The organism is Bradyrhizobium sp. B097 (genome assembly GCF_038957035.1).
GTDB lineage: Bacteria > Pseudomonadota > Alphaproteobacteria > Rhizobiales > Xanthobacteraceae > Bradyrhizobium.
Genome location: NZ_CP152412.1, coordinates 6,779,172 through 6,798,857, shown reverse-complemented (window position 1 = coordinate 6,798,857; position 19,686 = coordinate 6,779,172). Strand labels below are relative to the sequence as shown.

At 58.0% G+C, this 19,686-nt stretch carries 12 protein-coding genes and 6 pseudogenes; 14 read left to right on the top strand and 4 right to left on the bottom strand.

The genetic code is table 11. The features are described 5' to 3' along the window. Positions 1 to 816: 816 nt before the first annotated feature. The 7 genes and pseudogenes from AAFG07_RS31340 to AAFG07_RS31310 all read left to right on the top strand — a co-directional run. A pseudogene (locus AAFG07_RS31340) lies at positions 817 to 1,770 on the top strand (aminotransferase class V-fold PLP-dependent enzyme); the annotation flags it as partial. A 138-nt stretch (positions 1,771 to 1,908) separates the two neighbouring features. Then, positions 1,909 to 2,499 (top strand): annotated as a pseudogene (gene rtxC / locus AAFG07_RS31335) (dhydrorhizobitoxine desaturase); the annotation flags it as partial. Continuing rightward, the gene (locus AAFG07_RS31330; protein WP_342723601.1) at positions 2,496 to 3,314 is read left to right on the top strand and encodes a gamma-glutamyl-gamma-aminobutyrate hydrolase family protein; all 819 of its coding nucleotides are present in this window, start codon (positions 2,496 to 2,498) and stop codon (positions 3,312 to 3,314) included. The pseudogene rtxC and the gene AAFG07_RS31330, both read left to right, overlap by 4 nt. 156 nt (positions 3,315 to 3,470) lie before the next feature. Continuing rightward, positions 3,471 to 3,941 (top strand): hypothetical protein, encoded by a 471-nt coding sequence (locus AAFG07_RS31325; RefSeq protein ID WP_342723600.1) that lies wholly within the window; start codon positions 3,471 to 3,473, stop codon positions 3,939 to 3,941. After that, entirely contained in the window at positions 3,929 to 4,345 is a 417-nt protein-coding gene (locus tag AAFG07_RS31320) for a hypothetical protein (protein WP_342723599.1), read from the top strand. Before AAFG07_RS31325 ends, AAFG07_RS31320 begins: the two co-directional genes overlap by 13 nt. Continuing rightward, positions 4,342 to 5,628 (top strand): ATP-grasp domain-containing protein, encoded by a 1,287-nt coding sequence (locus tag AAFG07_RS31315; RefSeq protein WP_342723598.1) that lies wholly within the window; start codon positions 4,342 to 4,344, stop codon positions 5,626 to 5,628. The genes AAFG07_RS31320 and AAFG07_RS31315 overlap by 4 nt, the downstream gene beginning before the upstream one ends. A gap of 252 nt (positions 5,629 to 5,880) precedes the next feature. Beyond that, a pseudogene (locus AAFG07_RS31310) lies at positions 5,881 to 6,050 on the top strand (TrbI/VirB10 family protein); the annotation flags it as partial. A 27-nt stretch (positions 6,051 to 6,077) separates the two neighbouring features. Here AAFG07_RS31310 and AAFG07_RS31305 read toward each other — a convergent pair. Both AAFG07_RS31305 and AAFG07_RS31300 read right to left on the bottom strand, forming a co-directional pair. Further along, positions 6,078 to 7,003, bottom strand: a pseudogene (locus AAFG07_RS31305) (TauD/TfdA family dioxygenase). 748 nt (positions 7,004 to 7,751) lie between these two features. Further along, positions 7,752 to 7,976, bottom strand: coding sequence for a hypothetical protein (locus AAFG07_RS31300; protein ID WP_342723597.1), 225 nt, complete (start codon positions 7,974 to 7,976; stop codon positions 7,752 to 7,754). A 50-nt stretch (positions 7,977 to 8,026) separates the two neighbouring features. Here AAFG07_RS31300 and AAFG07_RS31295 point away from each other — a divergent pair, with 50 nt between their 5' ends. Further along, entirely contained in the window at positions 8,027 to 8,536 is a 510-nt protein-coding gene (locus AAFG07_RS31295; RefSeq protein ID WP_342723596.1) for a DUF6527 family protein, read from the top strand. Between the two features lie 555 nt (positions 8,537 to 9,091). On the opposite strand, the gene AAFG07_RS31290 is transcribed toward AAFG07_RS31295, so the two are convergent. Continuing rightward, the gene (locus tag AAFG07_RS31290; protein ID WP_342723595.1) at positions 9,092 to 9,313 is read right to left on the bottom strand and encodes a hypothetical protein; all 222 of its coding nucleotides are present in this window, start codon (positions 9,311 to 9,313) and stop codon (positions 9,092 to 9,094) included. A gap of 73 nt (positions 9,314 to 9,386) precedes the next feature. Between AAFG07_RS31290 and AAFG07_RS31285 the strand changes: the two genes are divergently transcribed. From AAFG07_RS31285 to AAFG07_RS31260, 6 genes and pseudogenes are all read left to right on the top strand, one after another. Next, positions 9,387 to 11,084 (top strand): tannase/feruloyl esterase family alpha/beta hydrolase, encoded by a 1,698-nt coding sequence (locus tag AAFG07_RS31285; protein ID WP_342723594.1) that lies wholly within the window; start codon positions 9,387 to 9,389, stop codon positions 11,082 to 11,084. 328 nt (positions 11,085 to 11,412) lie between these two features. After that, complete coding sequence (locus tag AAFG07_RS31280) at positions 11,413 to 12,420, top strand: 2OG-Fe(II) oxygenase (RefSeq protein ID WP_342723593.1); 1,008 nt, start codon at positions 11,413 to 11,415, stop codon at positions 12,418 to 12,420. Between the two features lie 431 nt (positions 12,421 to 12,851). After that, complete coding sequence (locus AAFG07_RS31275) at positions 12,852 to 15,395, top strand: LuxR C-terminal-related transcriptional regulator (protein ID WP_342723592.1); 2,544 nt, start codon at positions 12,852 to 12,854, stop codon at positions 15,393 to 15,395. A 188-nt stretch (positions 15,396 to 15,583) separates the two neighbouring features. Further along, on the top strand, positions 15,584 to 15,874 hold the full coding sequence (locus AAFG07_RS31270; RefSeq protein ID WP_342723591.1) for a transposase: 291 nt from the start codon (positions 15,584 to 15,586) through the stop codon (positions 15,872 to 15,874). Continuing rightward, positions 15,855 to 16,145 (top strand): annotated as a pseudogene (locus AAFG07_RS31265) (IS3 family transposase); the annotation flags it as partial. The gene AAFG07_RS31270 and the pseudogene AAFG07_RS31265, both read left to right, overlap by 20 nt. A gap of 102 nt (positions 16,146 to 16,247) precedes the next feature. Next, a pseudogene (locus AAFG07_RS31260) lies at positions 16,248 to 16,677 on the top strand (type II toxin-antitoxin system VapC family toxin). Between the two features lie 1,615 nt (positions 16,678 to 18,292). Here AAFG07_RS31260 and AAFG07_RS31255 read toward each other — a convergent pair. Continuing rightward, positions 18,293 to 19,393 (bottom strand): hypothetical protein, encoded by a 1,101-nt coding sequence (locus tag AAFG07_RS31255; RefSeq protein ID WP_342723590.1) that lies wholly within the window; start codon positions 19,391 to 19,393, stop codon positions 18,293 to 18,295. Positions 19,394 to 19,686: the final 293 nt, after the last annotated feature.

Sequence of the window (19,686 nt, the reverse complement as noted above, 5' to 3'; positions counted from 1 at the left end):
ATCCCGCAGCAAGAATGTCCCAGATCCTAACGTTGAGATACGAAAATTCTCAGCGAGCTTGCTGCCGATCACCACGCTTTAGCCGCCGGACTTCGGCTTGTCGCTCCTGGCGGAGGCGCGCGTCAGGAAAAACTCACGCGAAAAATCTCGGAGAGGGTTGAAACGCACCTAACGTCAAGTTGTACGATCTCGAAATAGGCGGCGTCAAATTCTCCAAAAAGCGACAGTGTCCGAATGTCTGAAGTCTCAAGCTCACGCAGGATGAGTCCCGTTACCTGCGACACCTATGAAGTGCGCCATGCGCACAGCTGTGTCCGCGCGCGATGGCGCGACGTGTAGCTTTGTCAGAACTTCAACGTTCGCCTGAGTGGCACAACTCGCACGTAAGCCGATCGGCCGACCTGCCCGGTTTGCGACGCAAGATGGCGACTGCGCTCAAATCGGCGCATGCGTGATGGCTGGCTGAGAGTGGCGCGTCGCACCGACTGCGTACGAGGACGCGGTCGCAACGCGAATTCCCAGGAGAGACAAATGATATCGGTGAGCGGCCTTGCGAACATCACGCTCCATCTGTGGCCAGATACGGATGTCGTCGTCGGTTTTTCAGTGCGCCGACACGCGAGCGCGTCCGGGACTGTGGCGTTTCTCTCAAGCCCGTTGAACCGAGGACGTCGGCGCTCGTCATAGGGGCTCCTCGGCCGCGCCACCATGCTCCAGATCCGTTGAAGAACACAACTTAAGGGGAATTGTGTGACAACACAGCGCTCTCTGCTGACGCTTGTTCCATTGTCGCTGTCGGCAGCGGTTAAGAGCCAGATGCAGCGTGACCTTGCGTCGCGCGATTGCGAGCTCAAGGAGGTGACCGCCCGCATGAGGCGGTTGATGCTCAATCTGCCGGGAAATGCTGAGGACTACTCGGTGGTCCCTATTCAGGGAGGCGGCTCCTTTGCAATGGAAGCCGCTCTGTCTTCATTTGTGTCCCAGGCCGACAAGCCACTCGTTTGCATCAACGGCATCTATGGCGAACGCATTCTTACAATTCTGCGGCTGTGGGGCGTCGAGGCACTGAACCTTGTCAAGCGAGCCACCGAGCCCTTGGACCCTCAGGAAGTTGCCGAGCATCCGAGCCGAAATCCCGACGTTACGCATCTATGCTTTGTGCATTGCGAGACCACAACCGGAATCGTCAATCCGCTCGACCCGATCGTACAGGATGCGAGGCGACGTGGCATCAAGACTATCGTCGATACGATGAGTTCTTTTGGCACCATTGATATTGACTTGAGCCGGGGTGGAGCGGACGTCCTGGTCACGTCGAGCAACAAGTGCGTGGAAGGGCCGCCGGGCGTCGCTTTTGTCGGTGCGTCTCGCAAGCTGCTCGAGAATGCGGTTCAAGAACCAAGGTCATTTGTGCTCGACGTGAGAGATCAATGGCTCTCGCTCGAGCGTACAGGCGAGTGGCGGTCGACCCCGCCCACCCACATCGTCCAGGCAGCTACAAAGGCGTTGGAGATTTTGAACGGTGAAGGCATTGATGCCAGGCGCCACAGGTATGAGAAAGTCAGGGACGATCTCATCAAAGAGCTCGAAGGAGTGGTGTCTCCTCTGCTGCCCGCGGACTTGCATTCGCCAGTCTGTGTCGCGTTCGGTGCGCCATCCGGAATCGCGAATCAGGCAGGGTTCGATGGGCTATATCGTCACTTGGCGGCCCACAACCTTTACCTCTACTCGAAGCTGCACCTTGCGACGCGGAGTTTTCGGGTCGGTTGCATTGGCGAAATCCCATCCAGTTGGATCGAGCAGTTGGGGTCCGCCTTTCGGTCATATTTCCGGTCCGGTCAGGCTTCGTCAGCGGGACCGATGTCAACCCAGACGACATGCGGGCCTCGCGTAGAGATGTCACCTCCAGTCTGGAAGCCGATATTTGGCGGCGCGACAATGGCGTACCTGAAGTATCCTTGGACCAATCGGTTCTCGATAACGGATGCCGAGAACCAGAGCCGGTCAAACATACTTGTCGACAAGCATGGCTTCTATCTCTTCTGGTTCGGCATACTGGCCGGATCATATGCTCTTGGGCTGCTCCACATCGTCATCCTGTTTTGGATCGTGCCCTATCTCACAACGCTTCAGCTTCTTTGTTGGTTTGTCGAGCGCGCCGAGCACTCACCAATGTGCGAGACCGAGACGAAGAACGTCTATCTAACCAGGAATCGGAAAGGGAATTTGCTCGAGCGGGCCATCCTTGGGCAAAATCTGGATGAGTACCACCTTGAGCATCACCTGTCGCAACCAGGTATTCCATTCTGGCTGTTGTGCAAAGCTCAGAAAATCCGGATGCAGGATCCGAATTACGCAAAGGTCGCCGCAAGCTGGGGAGGGCTCTTCGTCAAGGGACCTCAAGGTCAACCTAGCGTTATCGCTCAGTTGAAGGAGCGAAATCGACGCCTGTATGAGCAGTCTTTGGCCGATGCCCATACGAGAGGGCAAGTGGCGTGACATTGCAACGGCCAGTCAAGGCTCAAGCCGTGGTCGGCGTCACGTCGAACCGTCTTTTGGTCGATGGTGTGCACTGCGACGGGGTGCGGCGCAAGCACGTAGAGGCCCTTCGCCATCACGCGGGGGTTGCGTGCGTCATATTACCGACGATCGACGCTGAAGATGCGAGGATTGAGGCTGGCCTGGCGATCATGCGGGGGCTGGACGGCCTGGTGTTGACTGGAGACGAACCGAATATCGATCCTGCGGCCTTGAGAGCGCCTGCGTCCTGGACAGGGACAGACCAGCAAGACGTTGTGGGTGGGATCCGTGACCGCCCACGGGACAGGCTCTCTGCGGTCGTCATTGGTAGGGCCATCGCGCTCGGAATGCCGATTTTGGCCATCTGCCGTGGGCTTCAGGAGCTCAACGTGTATTTCGGGGGCACACTTCGCCGATCGCTCACGGAGTGGAGCCTGGGAAGTGGCCAGATGCATGCCGAGAAACCAGATCGTCCAAGAGATCGCCAGTACGATGTCGCGCACAGCGTGAGAATATGTCCCGATGGTGCACTCTTTCCGATCGCGCGGACAATCGAAGCGCAAGTGAACTCCCTGCACAATCAAGGCATAGACGCGCTTGCCACCGGGCTGAGGCGGGAGGCATGGTCGCCTGACGGTCTGATCGAAGCAGTTTCGGTCATTGGCGCGCCGACGCTGCAAATCGGTGTGCAATGGCATCCCGAATGGCACGTCTCAACCGATCTTCTCAGCAAGCAACTGTTCACGGCATTCGGAGGGGCGTGTGTCGCCTACTGCCAATCAAAGACAAACTAGAGGCGGATTTTGACATTTCAATCCAAACGCGGCCCGCCCAGGTCGAAAACAGAGTCCCTCGGAACTGATGCACGGTTTTGCGAGCGCCCGGCATCGCGCCAAGGGCAGAGCAAGGGCGGGCGATTGACAAATCGCTTCGCTCTAGGAGTTCTCTTTGTGGCGCTTTATGTCGTTGTGAGTGCCGCAGGTGAGGTCTATGCGGCATCGTATTTTCAGCAGGCAGATGTATTCGTTGCTCTCCTGCTGTGCTTTGCTGCGGTGTGTCTGACATTCAATCTCCTGGCTGGTCAGGAGGGAGGTAACGCAAGAGTAACGAAGTCATCGCTCCTGATTATTGTGTCGCTCAATCTCGTGATCGCGATAAGCTGGATCGGACTGTTCATCGGACTGCAATACGTCGAACCTGCGATCGTTGTCGCATTCATGGTGGCGCTAGGACCCGCCGCAACAGTGGTTGAACGCACTGATCAGAAGGCGGGGTATCCCCCAGGATCAGTCGTTGTCGTGAGCGTTCTGATCGCAGCGACGGGCAGTTACATGGTTTGGATCTCGGCACGCGGCAACGCGGGCGTGGAGTGGGGGGCTCGATCGCTCGATCGTCCTTTGGTCTTTTCTTGGCAATCGTGACCGGCCTATCGTTCGCCCTTACAAATATACTCATCAAATTGCCGTTCGAGCGTGGATTTTCCGGCCGACAGGTGCTTGCGCATCGCTTGTACGGAATAGTCCTTTTGCTGCTCGGGCTCGTCGAGCATTTCTCTGTCTTGCGTGAGATCTCACAGCATTGGTTTGCGATCGCAACGACCGGGCTATCGACGATCATCGTCCCGCTGCGCCTGATACAGGAGGGCATTCGCTGCATAGAGCCCGTCACGGTCAATATGGTCCTGTCCATGGCTCCGATCATCGCGTTCCTGTTCCAGTTCTTCGATTCTCGTATCGCGCCTTCGTCACATACGTTCGTTGGAAATGTTCTCATTACGGCACTCGCCGTGGGCAATATCTACCTGCAGTATCGGAGATCCGCATGAACGGACGGAATTGTGTAATCGTGGATGCATACTCCACCGGCCGATACTTGCCGGACGAGTTTAAGCGTTATGGAATTGGAACGGTGCACGTGATGTCTGCCGCGCAGATTCCAGCCATCTTTCAATCGCATTTCAGTGCGGATCTGTATGGCGAAACCATTCGCCCGCGCGAGCGCATGACTGATGAGGAGGTCGTTGAATTTCACCTTGAGGCTCTCCGTGGCAGGAAGCTGGAGTTTGTTATAGCAGGGTGCGAGACCGGTGTTCAGCTCGCCGACTCCCTGTCGGAGCGGCTCGGGTTAGCTTCAAATCGGACCGCTCTGTCAGGCGCTCGGCGCGACAAAGCGCGTTTGTCCGACGCGCTGGCCTCTGCAGGCGTGCGATCAATTGCACAAGTCGTGTCCGATAACGCTGGAGAGATCGCAAAGTGGAAGCATCAGGCGGGCTTCGACGAAATCGTGATCAAGCCTCTGAACAGCACAGATACCGAGGATGTGTTCCTTTGCTCGACTGACGTCGACGTTCAGAGAGCTGTAGGCGCCATTGTCGGAAAGACGAACCGCGTCGGAGCGTCGAATCGTTTTGCACTTGGGCAGGAAAAAATAAGCGGACAGAAATACACTGTAAATGCCGTCTCGATCGACCGGGAAGCCTTCGTTACGGAGGTCTGGACCTGTGACACCATTCCCATTGAGGGGGCGTCGCCGGTCTGCTCACTTGAGCGATTGTTGGGGGGCATGGAGCCGATCGTTCACGAGTTATCCGACTACTTGGTGCGCGCGTTGCAGGCGCTTCAGATCGTCGACGGACCGGCTCATGCCGAGATCATTGTCGATCATCGGGGGCCGGTTCTGGTGGACTTCGGAGCGAGGCTTCAAGGTACCATGTCGGCAAAGGCCCGAACAATGGCGTTGGGTCACAACCATATGACGCTGACGGCGTGGCGCTACGCAGATCCAAAAAGCTTCGCTGGGTATATGAGGAGACGCGGAGCTTACAAGCGGCAGGCTCTTGCGCTGTGCGTCTCGCTGATTTCCGACACGGGCGGTGTTGTTGCCGGTTATCCGGGACTCGAAGCAATCCGTAAGCTCCCGAGCTTTGCGGATGCCATTGCATTCGTTCCGATAGGTCAAAAGCTGGTTCCGACGATCGACTTAGCATCGACACCTGGAATCGTGTATCTCGTGGGCAACGAATTGAGACAGCTGGAGGATGACTATCGCAAGTTGCGAGCAATGCGGATGGACCAAGTCTTCGATTTGGTGACGCAGGATCCCAGCTAGTGGCAACTGAAACCCAGCCGACTGGCGCCAATAATGCCCACGGGGCGATGATTGGCGTGTGCGACTTTGATGGCGTCCTTAGAGGCAAACGCAGCTTAGCTGCTGATGTCACGGATGGAGATAGAGCTATCAAGTTCGTGAGGCCATGCTGGCCTGGGATTGTTCGGACCGAGTAATACCGGCTTGTTTCACCCGAAAGCCGCTATCGGCCTGTTGATTCATTGAGGCCGTGGTGGTCGCGAAGGGGAAGTGAGATGGCTGGCATCGTTGTTTCCCCAGCGGGCCCGCTTGATCGGCACCTACGACATCAGCGCGCATTCGGCCAGTCCCGAGTGCTGCTCGTTTGGACCCGGCTGATCATGCCGGACGGACGTTCCATCGTCCTCGAACGGCAGCCTTGTGCAGACACCGCGGGCTACGCGGCTCTGTATGTTTCAGGTTCGAGCGCGCTAGCCAACCTCGATGGGCGGCTGTTTGGCAGCCCTGAGGCGCGTAACACTGCTCCGGCCGTCGACGCTTACGGGCACGTCGCCATCGATTGTAGCCCGACGCACGACGCGGTGCTGGTCGCCGTAGTCGTTGACCGCATAATGTTGTGTGTTGCGCGGTTGTCCCATATCGCGATATCGCCCTCCATCCAATTCCAGCGCACGGTGTTTTCGGGCGCGGTGATGTGAGACTGGAAGAGATCGAACAGCTTCTGGCCGTCGTATTGGGGAACGCCAACAAAACGCTGTACCAACGCGCCGAGCACGAGCGTCCGCTCACCCGTCTCGGGGTGGACACGCACGACGGGATGCTCGGCCTCGAAAATCGTTCGGGTGAAGACCTCGTCAAAGTGTTTCTTGTCCACCTCGCGAACACGGGCCACTCCCGCGTAGTCGAAGACGTTGCTGTGAACGGTCCAAAGCTCGTCGGCAAGCCGTTGTAGCGGTGGCGGCAGATCGAGATAGGCGGCCGCTGTGTTCGCCCACACCGTATCGCCGCCGAACGGTGGCATTACAACTGCCCGCAGGACCAAAATCTTCGGATAAGCTTCGGCGAAGGTCCCGTCCGCATGCCACACATCGGCGCGGCCACCGCCGCGAGTGGAGTCCAGCTCGAGGAGCGTTCCCTTGGTACCACCGAGCATCGGATGCGGCACTAGCTTTCCGAAGCGAGCCGCAAAACGTTCCTGCTCGGCGTCATCGAGATGGCCCTGGTTACGGAAGAAGATCACCTTGTGCTCGAGCAGCAACCTGTTGATCGCGGCAATAGTATGGCTCTGCAAATCGCCCGAGAGCTTGATACCCTTGACTTCGGCACCTATGCGGGCTGCGCGTTTCACGACATCGGTAAGCGGAATGATATCATCGATCAAAGCTGTTACACTCATGGTGGTATGTTCCAAGCTTTGCGGTTGCTTCCCGAACTTTCGCTGCGAATGATCTCCAGTGATCTCCAGCAAGCATCGTGCCAGGCGCGAAAGACGGCGTCCCAAGCGGCGATGCACAATATGAGCACTAAAGACCGGGATACATGGCGCGAGCCGGCCACCGACTGAGCTCCCGCTTATTCGGGCCTGATCGGTGCCCGTGACTGATGCTCCCGTACTAAGTCGCGCGGCTCTCAAAAGCCAAAATCTCAGCAAGAGTCTTGATTCCAAGTCTTCGCACTTGTGTGCGAATCGGTTCAACAACGTGGTTACAGTTTGGATGAGCCGCCGACGAGCGGCTAGCAAGACATTTCGTGGGCCCTTTTCGATAAGACGGCGTTGTTCGAGGGTTCGTAGGTGTCGTGAAAGATGGCGCTATCATTGTTATGTACGCCTTCGATTTCATCTCTCGACATGTCCAGAGCCGGAAAGGGCAGAGAAAGGGCGCTCGAATTCCTCTCGAAACGTGCGCCATTCCAACTGAATGCAGTGGCGAATTTCATGCGAGAACCTGCGCAGTCGCTGGTACGCAATAACAGCTGACTGGGATTTCGAGCGGCCGAAATCGTGCTTGCGCGCGGTGTGCCGGACCCGACACGACGTCGTGTCGCTGTCAGAACATTGACAAGAGTTAACACGGCAGGGGTGGCCGAGCCGAGCGCCCCGGGCACGCGCGACGTTCCATCCGGCCAGCTGGGGTTTTCCTTGGTCATCCAACAGGAGAACCATCACGGCTGCAGGTGAAGTCGGCGCAAGCCTTGGTTGCGCGATCTCGATCGGCACCACCGCGTCCAACCAGCTTCGCCGTCATCCGGTTCAAGCAGGTGCGGGGCTTCTTATTTCGAGCACAGTCACCCTCGACGGCATAGTTTTCGAAGTCGCTGACCTCAAGCTCGTGCGGAGCGACAACCTCGATGAAGACTGAACGTTTCAAGCTTGAACGTGTCCACTATATGCCGGTCAAGCTCGAGCCCGGCATCCTCTATGTTTCGGGAGAATTCGGTGCCGTTGCACATCTTTGCGCTTGGAGCTGCGGCGCCAAGAACCCCGCGGGGGCCAGCGGAGTGGTCCGTGACAGCCACCCGCACCGGCCCCAGCCTGTGGCCGTCGGTCGGCAACTGGCAGAAACCGTGTCAATCCCACGACATCATTTCCCGCGGCGGCGTTGAATGGGCCACGCGGTGGGCGCCTGTACAGATCGTGGCGGGCCGGTGCCGCGAAGAAGAGCGTCGCCGCGAGTACTACGACGCGCTGCAAGGCATCATCTCGAGGTCCAGTTCCGAATCTTGCAAGCCTGGCCCGGTGCGAACGCATCGGAGGGACAGGCGTCAGTTCCCACACATCCTTGCGTATCCTCCGGCGGAAGGTTCTCGCGTTGAGCCCGTCATTTGCGCGGTCGGTAGATTGATGTGCTGCACGCCCAGGTTGCTCTTCGTCGTAGATGGATCGCGCCGTCGGATGGCCGGACTGCCCGTTGCATGGCCGCGGTGTTGAGACATCTTGTTGTGTTCGCAATATCCGGCGCGTTACCGAGGGTAGGGAATTGATATGGATCAGAAATCGCGGGTTGGTGTTGAGCAGGGGGCGGTCCGCATATCTGAGGAGAACTTAGCTCACCGGCAGGATCTAGACCATCGTGAAGGGCGTGAACTGAACCTTGTCCGGCGTGAAAGTGAATAGGTCAGCTCTCAAAGATTCTCTCGCTCTTGATGTGAATCCCGGCCCTTTCCCGATCCCAGGTCTCCGGCGTGATGTCTTCGTTACGAAGAACATGCTTTGCATGCGGTGTTGGAGTTTTGGGTACCTGGTCGACGATACGAGCGAAGCGCGGGACCGTAAATGCGCCATGCGCAGACGAGCGAACGAAATCAGTTGCACCGGATCGATTGACCGCCCTGGTGCCGGGCAGACGGCAATTAGAACCTCGTCCTGAGATATATCGCTCTGCAACGCGACGGCTGCGGCCTCACGGACGGCCGGAAAGGCACAAACCTCTGCCTCGACTTCGAAGGACGAAATATTCTGTCCGCTTGCTCAGCACTCGTGCCGTCACATTTCGGGGCGAACGACGACCGGCCTGTTGTCGAACGGCGGATCAGATGCGCCGTCGGTATTGACCAGCAAGACCCTCTCATCTGAGCCGCCGCCGATCTCCGCACGAGGCGCCGGATCACCTGTTACCAATCCAGCGAAGCCTACTGCGCCACTTTGGCCAGCAACGATCGTTGGATCCCTGTCGACGTCGGTCTCCCCTGATTGCTGGGTCGCCATCGTCCAATCCGACGATAGGAAGTTTTTTCAGATCCGTATATGACGCTAAAAATTACAACATTGGGAGGGATCAATGCGTTCGACGAAAAATTCAAGCTCAGTCCTGGCTAGGCGGATGTATTCGAGCGTTTCGTTGGTTGTGCTCACAATGGGCATTGCTGCCGCGGAAGCTGCGCCAAACTGCTCAAACTTGGTGCTTCTGACGCTGCCCAATACAACTCTGTCCTCGGCACAGCCCTATGTCGCCGGCCAAACCCTTGCGGAAGGAGTCACTGCGCCAGTTGATCTGTGCCGTGTGGTTGGCAAAGCTACGCCGACGCCCGCATCAAACATCAATTTTGAGGTCTGGCTACCGAACTCGAACTGGAGTGGTCGATACGAGCAGATCGGCAACGGCGGCTTGGCCGGGGCGGTCCCTATGTCCATTATGTCCTTTGGCGCAGGCAAGAACAATGTCGTCGCTGGGACCGACGACGGAAGCAGTCAACCGCCAGGGCAGCCGGCGGGCTTGTTCGGTCAATCTCGTGACAGGCTTGAGGATTATGAATCGCGCGCGGTGCACATGACCAACGTCAATGCAAAAGCGCTCATCCAAGCCTTTTATGGTAAGGGACCCAAATACTCGTACTTCGCAGGCTGCTCGAAGGGGGGAGGCGAGTCGCACTTTTCCGCACAGCGCCATCCCGACGATTTCGATGGAATCTTGGGCGGCGCAGCCACCAACAATTCGACCGGCCTGATCACCGGTTGGGCTTTGAACATTCAAGCGGTGCAGCTCAATAATCCGGGCTTCGTGCCGGCGGCTAACGTTGCGGGTACGCTAATTCCGGCCATGAACCAACAATGCAAGCATGCCAAGGCGGTAGCTACGGACCGCTTCCTCACCTATCCCGATAAATGCCATATCGACTTCAGCAAGCTGGTCTGTAGTGGCGCCCCCAACAGCAGTTGCCTCACCTATCCGCAGATCAACGGTCTTAGGGCGGTGCTTGCGGGACCGCGCACCAGTTTTGGCCGTCAAATCGCGCCTGGCTACGAGCCCGATTTCGCTGGGTGGGTGGGCACCATTATCAACGACGCCCAGACACCGCCGGCAACGCCCACTACATCCCAAGCCTTTTTAGATACCGCCGTCTTCACTTATTGGTTGAGGCCGCCCGCTACCTTGGCCAGCTTCAGCCTCGACACGGATTGGCAGAGATTCGTGAACGATCTCGGGAAGATCGTGGATGCTGTCGACCCCGATCTCAGGAAATTCAAGGCGCGCGGCGGTAAAATGATTCAGTACGCAGGTCTTGCGGACCCGCAAGTGACGCCGAAGCTCGCGATCGACTATTACAACTCTGTCGTCGACTTCAACCGCAAGAGTAAGGATGATCGTGGTGAAAATGGTGATCACGATCGCAACGATAGAACTGATCAGAGCTCCAACCCGCTGGCCGAGACGCAGGAATTCTACCGCTTGTACCTCGTTCCCGGCATGGGCCACTGCTTTGGCGGAGAGGGACCAAACTATTTCGGCGCCTTCGATGGCGGACTACCGGAGGGCAACCCAAGCAACGACATTTTTGCTGCGCTCGAACGTTGGGTCGAGAAAGCGGTCCCGCCCCAAGCAATTGTGGCCTCAGGAATGAACAATGCGTTCAGTCCGAGCGTACCGTTTACGCGACCACTCTGCCCCTATCCGCAAGCGGCAGTCTATACCGGCGGCGACACCAACAATGCGGCCAATTTTGCCTGTCGACCGGATTCAGACAGCCACCACCACTAAAGGGCAATGAGACAAGAGAGGTCATAAATTCCTAACGCCATCAAGCAGAAGCGGGGCCCTCCAGATATCAGGCCCCCGGTTCCTTAGTTCTCTCGACATTCCGGCCTATGAGTTTCGTTCCAACGGAGGCGACGCTACTAGAGCGGTGATGCGGCTGAGCACGATGTGCGCCGCGCAAGTTGGTCGCACGGAAGAAGTGTGGTTGGAGTGGGCCTTCCGGAACTCCGCTCTCAAATACGTGTCATAAGGCTCGCGTTGGGACGCGACTCCCAAGATCAGGTTTGAAATTGTGAAAAGATCTCCGAGCCCGGGTTTCCCTGAGCGATCCTTGCAACGTCTTGAGCCGGGCGACATTGCTCCCGATTGCAAACTTCCTGACACCGAAGGCAGAGTTATCCACCTGCGCGCCGACTCAGTTTCCGGGCGCCCGCTCGTACTCATTTTTTGTCCTCAACCGTCGGCAAGCGGCAGAGAAGTGTTGAGGTCGTTTTCCCGCAATCTGGGCCAGCTGACGGCCCAGGCGGCGCACGTATATGCGATCAGCCCGGAGTGGGACAGCTCGCTAGACGTCAAATTCCCGATCCTCCTGGATTTGTCTGGGCAAGTCTTCCTCGACTTTTCGGCACCGCGCGATCGTCCTTCAATTGTGATTCTACGACGCAACTACCATGTGGCCGCGATCTTCACCGGAAGGCAAGAGACACTGCTGCCTGCAGCTTTGTCAGTGCTTCAGACTACAGCCTGGGAACGAGAAACTGTGAGTATGCAGATGCATCCGCCGGTCCTGCTCGTTCCTGAAGTCCTTAGTCACGATGATTGCGCTCGCCTTATTCAAGCCTTTGAAAAGCGAGGGCAGACATATTTTGAACCGCAGCCCGTCCAAGACTTCCTAAACGGCTCCGATTTTAAGATTCGTATTCCGGAAAATGGGAGAGAAGATCGAATTGATCATTTCTTCTTTGAAAGCACCACTGTTGCCTTCTTGAATCGTCGATTGGATCGAGTATGGCCGGAGATATTTAAGGCCTTCCACTATCGGATAACCAAATGCGAAACGCTTCGATTGGCGCGATACCAAGGACGGCGCGGAGGATCCACTCACGGACATCGCGATAACAATCCGCCGACGACCTATAGACGATTCGCGTTGTCAATAAATCTGAACACAGCAGAGTTCGCCGGTGGGGAGCTGCGGTTTCCAGAATTTGGAGATCAGCGGTATCGGCCAGACCCCGGTACGGCCATCATATTCTCCTCCTCCCTTCTACACGAAGCCTTGGATGTAACCGAAGGGCATAGATACGTCTTGCTGGGCTTTCTGTTCGGAGATAGTTGACGGGCGACCTCGGAGCCGTGTGCGGAATACTCGTTCGGGGGAGGTCGCACAGCTCGGACGTCACATGGTTGTCACGAAACAGTCATGGTACGCTTTGCCGCAGTTGTCTTTGGGTCTCGCGAGGCAATGCTTGGGGCCCCAAGCGGGGCCTTGCAGAAACAGAGCGGCCTTGTTGAGCCGAACCGCTCATGATTTGATCAACCGCACAGCTAACATTTAGTCCATTTCGCGGTGCGTCAATGACTAGAGCAAACAGGAAGCCGGACACCCAGGTTGAAGCGAAGGCGATCTTATCATCCGGTGCTCTGTCAAGCTTCTTCCCGCAGGCATCAGTAGCTTCCGCGTGGAGGGCTTGCCCAAGAGTCGGAAAAAGTGCTCAGGTTTTGCGAAGGGGCATCTTAAGCGCAGTTTGTGATAGCAGCTGCGCAGAGTTGGTTCTGCTGCAAGCGCCGGCAGGCTTCGGCAAAACAACGACAATGGCGCAGCTTCGTGAACGCCTGGAAAGCGATGGCGCCAAAGTTGCCTGGTTGACACTTGATCCGGCCGATAATGAAGTTCCGCGCCTTCTTGCATCGCTCCGCGTTTCGCTAGAATGCATCGGCAAAGGGATCATCGGGGCTGACTCTGCGTTGCCGCTTGGCGAGGCCGCGTCTCGCGGAGCTTCCGTCGCTCTGTTTTTGGATGATTGCGAAGCGCTACATGATCCCGCTGCATTATCGATTGTTCGGGAGCTTATTGATCGCCTGAGCGGATCTGCTCGGATCTTTATGGCCTCCCGTAGCTTCCCTCGATTCGAGTTGGCTAGGCAGCGCGCAAGAGGACGTCTCCTCGAGATATCGGCGGAGAGCCTAAGGTTTCATTTGAGCGAAACGGAGGAGTATCTGCTTCAGGCTCGGCGGCTGGATCTTTCGACGGACCAAATCAGCTTCTTACACCACAAGTGCGAAGGCTGGATCGCTGCCATTTGGCTTGCCTCTCTCTCGCTGGCTCAGCAGCAGGATGTAGGACCTTATCTCGAACGATTGTCAGGGTTCACCGAGGTTATTGCCGAATTTCTGGCGGAGGATGTTGTTGCAAGTCAACCGGAAGCCATTCGACAGTTCTTGCTTCGAACCAGCATTCTCAGGCGCATAGAACTGCCAGTATGCCAAGCGCTTCTGCCCGGGATGAATGCGGACGAGCTTCTTGAGACCGTCAAGAAGCGTAACTTGTTCATAGTTGCGGCCGGAACAGAACCACGTTCGTATAGGTTTCACCATCTGTTCGTGGACTTCCTGCGTGAAAGGTTGAAACGAGATCATCCGCATGATGTGCTGCTTCTCCACCTCGCTGCTTCGACCTGGTATGACAGCCACGGTCGACCGGTTCCGGCTATTGATCACGCTCTTGAAGCAGGCGACGATGCACGGGCGCTGTCGTTGCTTGACCGTCACGCGCCTCGCCTCCTTGAGCAGGGGAGATTTCGGACTCTCGGCAGGTGGTTCGATACTCTCTCTTTTGAGAAATTGCACAATCACCGTGTTCTAGCCGCCATCTCGGTCTGGGCAACGCTTTTCACCCGTGGCGCACATAAGGCGGCAAAACGACTAGCTTTAATCCGGCAAGGGGAAGACAATCATGCTCCTGGCCTTACCGGATATATAAATACCTTAACGCCACTGTTGTTGGGAATTGAGGATCGCTACGAGGAGGCTGTTCCAGCCGCCAAGGCGGCCTTGGCACGGCTTCCTACCGCGAATTCGTTTGCCGATGGCGTGTTGTGTAACGCGGCCGCCTACCTCTTTTCGGTTGCTGGAGAAGAGGCGGAGGCCCGACGCCTGCTGGAGGCGGCGAGGTGCTCAGGTGCAGAGAGCGCATTCGTACACATGTACAGCGAATCGCTGAGCGGGCTTTTGGCCTTTCAAGCTGGGCGGCTTAGCGAAGCAATCGGCTGGTTCAAGTCCGCGCTGGCGGCCATCGACAACTCGCCCAACGATCTAAGCGGCAACGCATGGGCAGGTATCCTCTATGCCGTAGCGCTCTATGAACGCAACGATTTGGAAGGCGCCAAGCGGTTGCTCGACGTGTACATGCCTGTGGCGCTGGAGGTCGGACTTCCCGATCATGTTATCTTGGGGCACGCGATCCGTAGCAGATCAGCTTACTTGAACGGTGACATCGACCAGGCTTTTGGAATCCTCGTTAGCTTGGAAAACGTGGGCTATGCCCGCAATCTGCCCCGCCTCGTAGCGAGCGCGAAGCTAGAGCGGGCGCGACTATTCCTGCTTCAGGACAATCTTGAGGCAGCGCGAACGGAGCTGGATCGCGCAAGCGATTCCGAGATATGGTCACGTGTTCGGGGCGAGCGCCTGCTCGCGCATGAGACTGAAGATACTCTGATTGGACATCTTCGGATGCAAATATGGACCGGGCGAACTGGACCGAGCGTTTGTGCAATTGACGAGGAGATTTCCCAGTGTTCGAAACAAGGACGACATCGACGTACCTTAGTTTTGCGCATGTTCAAGAGCTTGTTGTTGCAGCGAAGTGGAAAGCCAGCAGCTGCAATGGACGTCCTCGCAGGCGTCCTTCGGCAGGCCAGCCGAGAAGGGTTCATGCGTCTCGTGCTAGATCAGGGTGAGCCGATCTTGCGCCTCGTCAGGCGCTTTCAAACGTTGCAACAAACGGGATCAAAGAAGAATCCAGATCCGGTTCTGCTTGGATACCTGAAGAACTTGGTGCAGGCCTCAGGTACGAGTTACGTCGGATCCGACGGCCTCGATTGCGTGGACGAATTCGCAGAGCCATTGACGCCAAAGGAAATCGAGATTCTGGAGCGCGTCGCCGAAGGGTGTTCCAACACGCATATCGCGATAAAGGTTGGCTCGTCAGAAACTACGGTCCGCACGCATCTTCGAAACATCAATCGGAAGTTGGGGGCCCGCAGCCGTGCTGAGGCGGTCGCGATATCTCGTCGCTTGGACGTCATTCGCTAAGGCGTGATGGCTGAATTTTCCGGTGAACTTGTCTGCTTGGACGACGTTTGCTTTGTTCGTCAGCTTCGTTGCTAGTATGGCGGGGTCTGACTTCTCGTGTCCGTGCATCACCGGCTACGGCTCCTCGCCTGAACCTCCTCCGAATTGATGGACACCTGTATTAGGCTCGAGGAGCCAGGAGGTGTCGGATGGAAGCACGTCAACGCCGGTCGTTTACAGACGACTACAAGCGGCAAGCAGTCGATCTGGTTGCTTCGAGCGGACGCCCGATCGGATCGGTGGCCAAGGAACTTGGCCTGCGCAATTCGGTGTTGCGACGCTGGGTGGAGCAACGTGGGTCTGGGCGGGAGCCGACGGCAACGGCGCGGCGCTCCACAACGCAAGCGACGGTGCCGTCGGCGGACCACGCGGCGGAGATCGCTCGCCTGCAGCGAGAAAACGAGCGGCTGCGCGCTGCGCATGGAGCGCGACATTTTTAAAAAAGTCGATCGCGATCTTTGCTGGGACGCGGACATGAGATTCCGTTTCATCGAAGATCGCCGCGCCGACTACCCGGTGTCACTGATGTGCGACGTGCTCGGCGTCTCGCCGGCCGGTTATTGTGCCTGGCGCGCGCGCCCGGAGAGCCGGCGATCCGCCGCCAATCGTGCGCTCGTCGACGACATCAAACGGGTCCACCGCGAGGCCTGCGGGCGCTATGGCAGCCCGCGCATCCATGCCGAGCTGAGGGCCCAGGGCCACGGGGCGAGCCGCGGTCGCGTCGAGCGACTGATGCATCGTCACGGGGTCACCGCTGGTTGGCGCCGATCTCGACCTCAGCCGGCCGCGAGAAGAGGGACGTAAGGTCGATCTGTGACGCGCTACCTCCTTGATACCAATATCATCAGCAACGTCATAAGGCCGGAGCCGTCGGGCTCGCTGCTGGCCTGGATGGGCGTTCAGAAGGACGACGACCTCTTCCTTGCTTCGCTTACCGTTGCCGAAATCCGTCGAGGCATCTTAGAAAAACCGAAGGGCAAGAAGCGCAGCAGCCTTGAAACTTGGTTTGCGGGCCCTGATGGTCCGCAGGCGCTGTTCCCTGGCCGCATCCTGCCGTTTGACGAGAAAGCTGGCCTCGTCTGGGCCAGTCTTATGGCTGGTGGGAAGGCAACGCCCCAGAAGCGCGCTCGATACTATCATCGCTGCGATCGCCGAGGCCAACCACTGCGTCGTCGTGACAGGCAATGAAAAGGACTTCGAGGGTGTTCAGATCATCAACCCGCTCCGAAGCTCTGGGAGTTAGGAAGTGGGGCTGACAATAGCTCGAACGGTCCGGCCGGTTCACTTCGAGGATTTCAGCGGCACCGAGGCTGAGCTACGCGAGGCGCAAGAGAAGATCAGCGCTCAGGTGTTCAAGCGTTTCGGATTGAAGCTTCCACGGGTAAGATGAGGGTCACCAGCTAAGTCGGGGGCCTAAGCCCGGACGATCTAATCCAATCTTCCAGGTGGGCGGTCACTTGATGCTCGCGCGCTTTGCGCAATATCGCGTCGCGCTTTGCGCATGCCGGCATTTGGCCAGCGCAGCTCCTTAAGCGCGCCGCCTCTTCCAATAGACGGTCAGTAAGGGGCTTTGCTTGTTTGAAAAGCATTCGGTATTTGATCACATAGTTTCTCCCCGGATTTGTACCGTAGACCAAGCGATCTCTGCCGAGAGAATCCTATGATGGGTCGCTGGCAACACGATACGCGGGCGGGGAGCGGACCGCCCGCGCTAGTTCTGACTTTGACGACTTGGTGTCCCGCGACATCGGGGCCAAGCAACCAAGGAGCCCAGTGGCCAACTCATGGAGGTTTCGCGAAGTATGAGAAGTCAAGTCCAAACGTCTCTCAGCAACTCGCGTGCCAAGACAAGTCACGATGCTAGAGGGGCGAGACGGTGCGCAGCCTTTTCACGGTCCTGATCCACACGAAGCACGCCGCTAAGGCCAGCTCAATGAAAGCGTGCGGACGGCGGGAGGAGCCGCCCGCACCAGTTGCTGGTGGAGAGTTGGCCGTTTCACGAGGGTCATCGGCAAGCAACCAAGCCATACATGGCTCAGCAACCCGCGTGCCAGACGGTCACACTGCAGAAGTAAAACGGTGCGCTTTCACGCCTCGTGCGGGCTGACTACCTGTACTGTGGTGGCGGCTTCCGGACATACATGTCACGAATCGGACGCCGCTGAACGAGATCAGACGTGCAGCGCTTTAGTGACGTCGGGGTCGCGAGATGATTGGATCGATCTCGTCATCGTGTATAGCGATCAACTCGCCGGGCTCCACGCCGAGCCTTTGCAACTGCTCCGTTTCGATCGGGCAGTTTAGCATTGCGGGCCTTTGCGCCGCAGTCTTTCAGGGGCAGCTTCACGGCTTGCGCCGGGTCGGTGACCGCAACCGCGTAAGTTACATGCCTGAACTCGTCGTCGCTGTCTTCCTTGAAGATGGCGACCGTCACTATCCAACCATCCATTTTGCTGCGCCTCGGGAGGGGCCGTCACCATGTGAGGTCGGTCGCACGGATGATTGCGGCAAGCTGAGCCGAAGCCGCACTTCGAGTCGGCTGCAAGTGGTCGAGGGGCCGTGTGCCGGGCACTATGCTTGGCGGCTTGTCGCCCAGCCGCTTGCGCCGATGGTGAGTCCGAGCGCTCACGCGGGAAGGCGTGCAAAAAAACGATGCTATGTGGGACTACCCGAGAAAGGTCCGTCCAACTGACATGGGATTTCCAACTCTGTGTAAGGAGACGGAAATGTCCACGAACCGATCTCGCCCGCTTTCTGGTTGTCGTTACACCTGCCGTGGTGCCGTTTCGCACCCGATAACTCGACCATGCCTTCCCTGCCAATCATCCATGACGTCCGACCGTCGGTGCGCTGGCTGTTCAGGCGGCTCGAAAATCTTCTGGCTCAACCGGTGCATCGAAGAAATAGTTGTCAGTCGCCGCATAGCGTTTCTGCTGCCGTGCCCAGTCGTAGTGACCGCGCATCAGCGTGCCCATATCGTGGAGGAAACGCTGAAGCTCGGTGCCCGCCCAAGATGTGATTCGCGCCTCCAGGTCGAGATACTCGCGCACCACATCATTGTGGATGCGCACCGTATTCGTGATGGCTTCCTGTTGCGACATGCCCTGTGCGGTCAGGATGTTCGGCAGATTCCAGATTACACCGATTTCGCGCGGGAACGACACGACGTCGTTGCACAGACTGAGGACGGTACCCACCAAGGTCTGTAGCCGTCTGACCTCGACGCGCTGGTACTCGTTCGCCGGCACCTCGTATCCGGCGACGATATCGGCCAGCGCGCAGGTAGGTGGCGCGCCGGCAAAGCTGGCCCGGCCGAGCAAATACTCCTTCACACTTGGCGGCGGACCGCTCATGTCGAGTCCCACCTGCCAGATGGTGCCGAGAAAATAACAGGTCATGCCTTCCGTCCATCGCACGTATTGCGTCGGGCTGCTGACCTTCTCGATGCGTTGCGCCATGTCGGTGGTCGCCTCCCCTGTCCTGATGCAGAGTTCGGCATATTCGGCCGGAAGGCAGCGGACAATCTCCCGGCACATCGACCGCCAGTCGTATCCGCGCGGATCGGCCAAGATCGCCCTTAGCCAGAGATGGAATTGTGCAAGTCCCACCGGCGATCCATGATACGCGCCTACCTCGCAAAAGTGCTCGTCCACCAGGAACATCCACGCGCTCCAGATCGATGCAGCCAGGAACGCTTCGCGGTCCATCCGGTGATACATCCGACCGAGTACGTCGGCCGGGCCGAGGCTGCGCAGCATGGTTTCACCCTTGTCGCCGCGCCCGACAAGGGCATGGCGGACCGCCCATTCCACTACTTCCGTTTCCACGGCGTCGGTGTTCGGATCGCGCCCCTCGGGGAACGGATAGTAAAACGCTGGAAGACGTAGCTTGCTCGCGAGCAGTGCGCTGTTGGGCTGGAGCCTGCTTTCGGGATTGCTCGAATGTGCCGATTGATTCATGTGCGATCTCCGGGAAGTATCATTGCTTTCGATACTGTCGCTTCTGCGTTGGTGGTGAGCGCGCATGGCGATGCCACCTGTGCTGCAGGCCGTTAACTTCGTGCGCGGGCCAGCGGTACCTGAGCGACACGCGCGGCGGCCAGTCGGCGCTCCCCGTGCACGCGCATGCGCCTGTATGACGTCCTTGTCCAGCAGACGCGCGGCGGCGACTTCGCCCGGCCGGATCTCGTCGCTGGCCAGGATCGCGAACCACCCTTTAGGATAGGTGGCCGGCGCGCGTGCGGGGTCGGTGT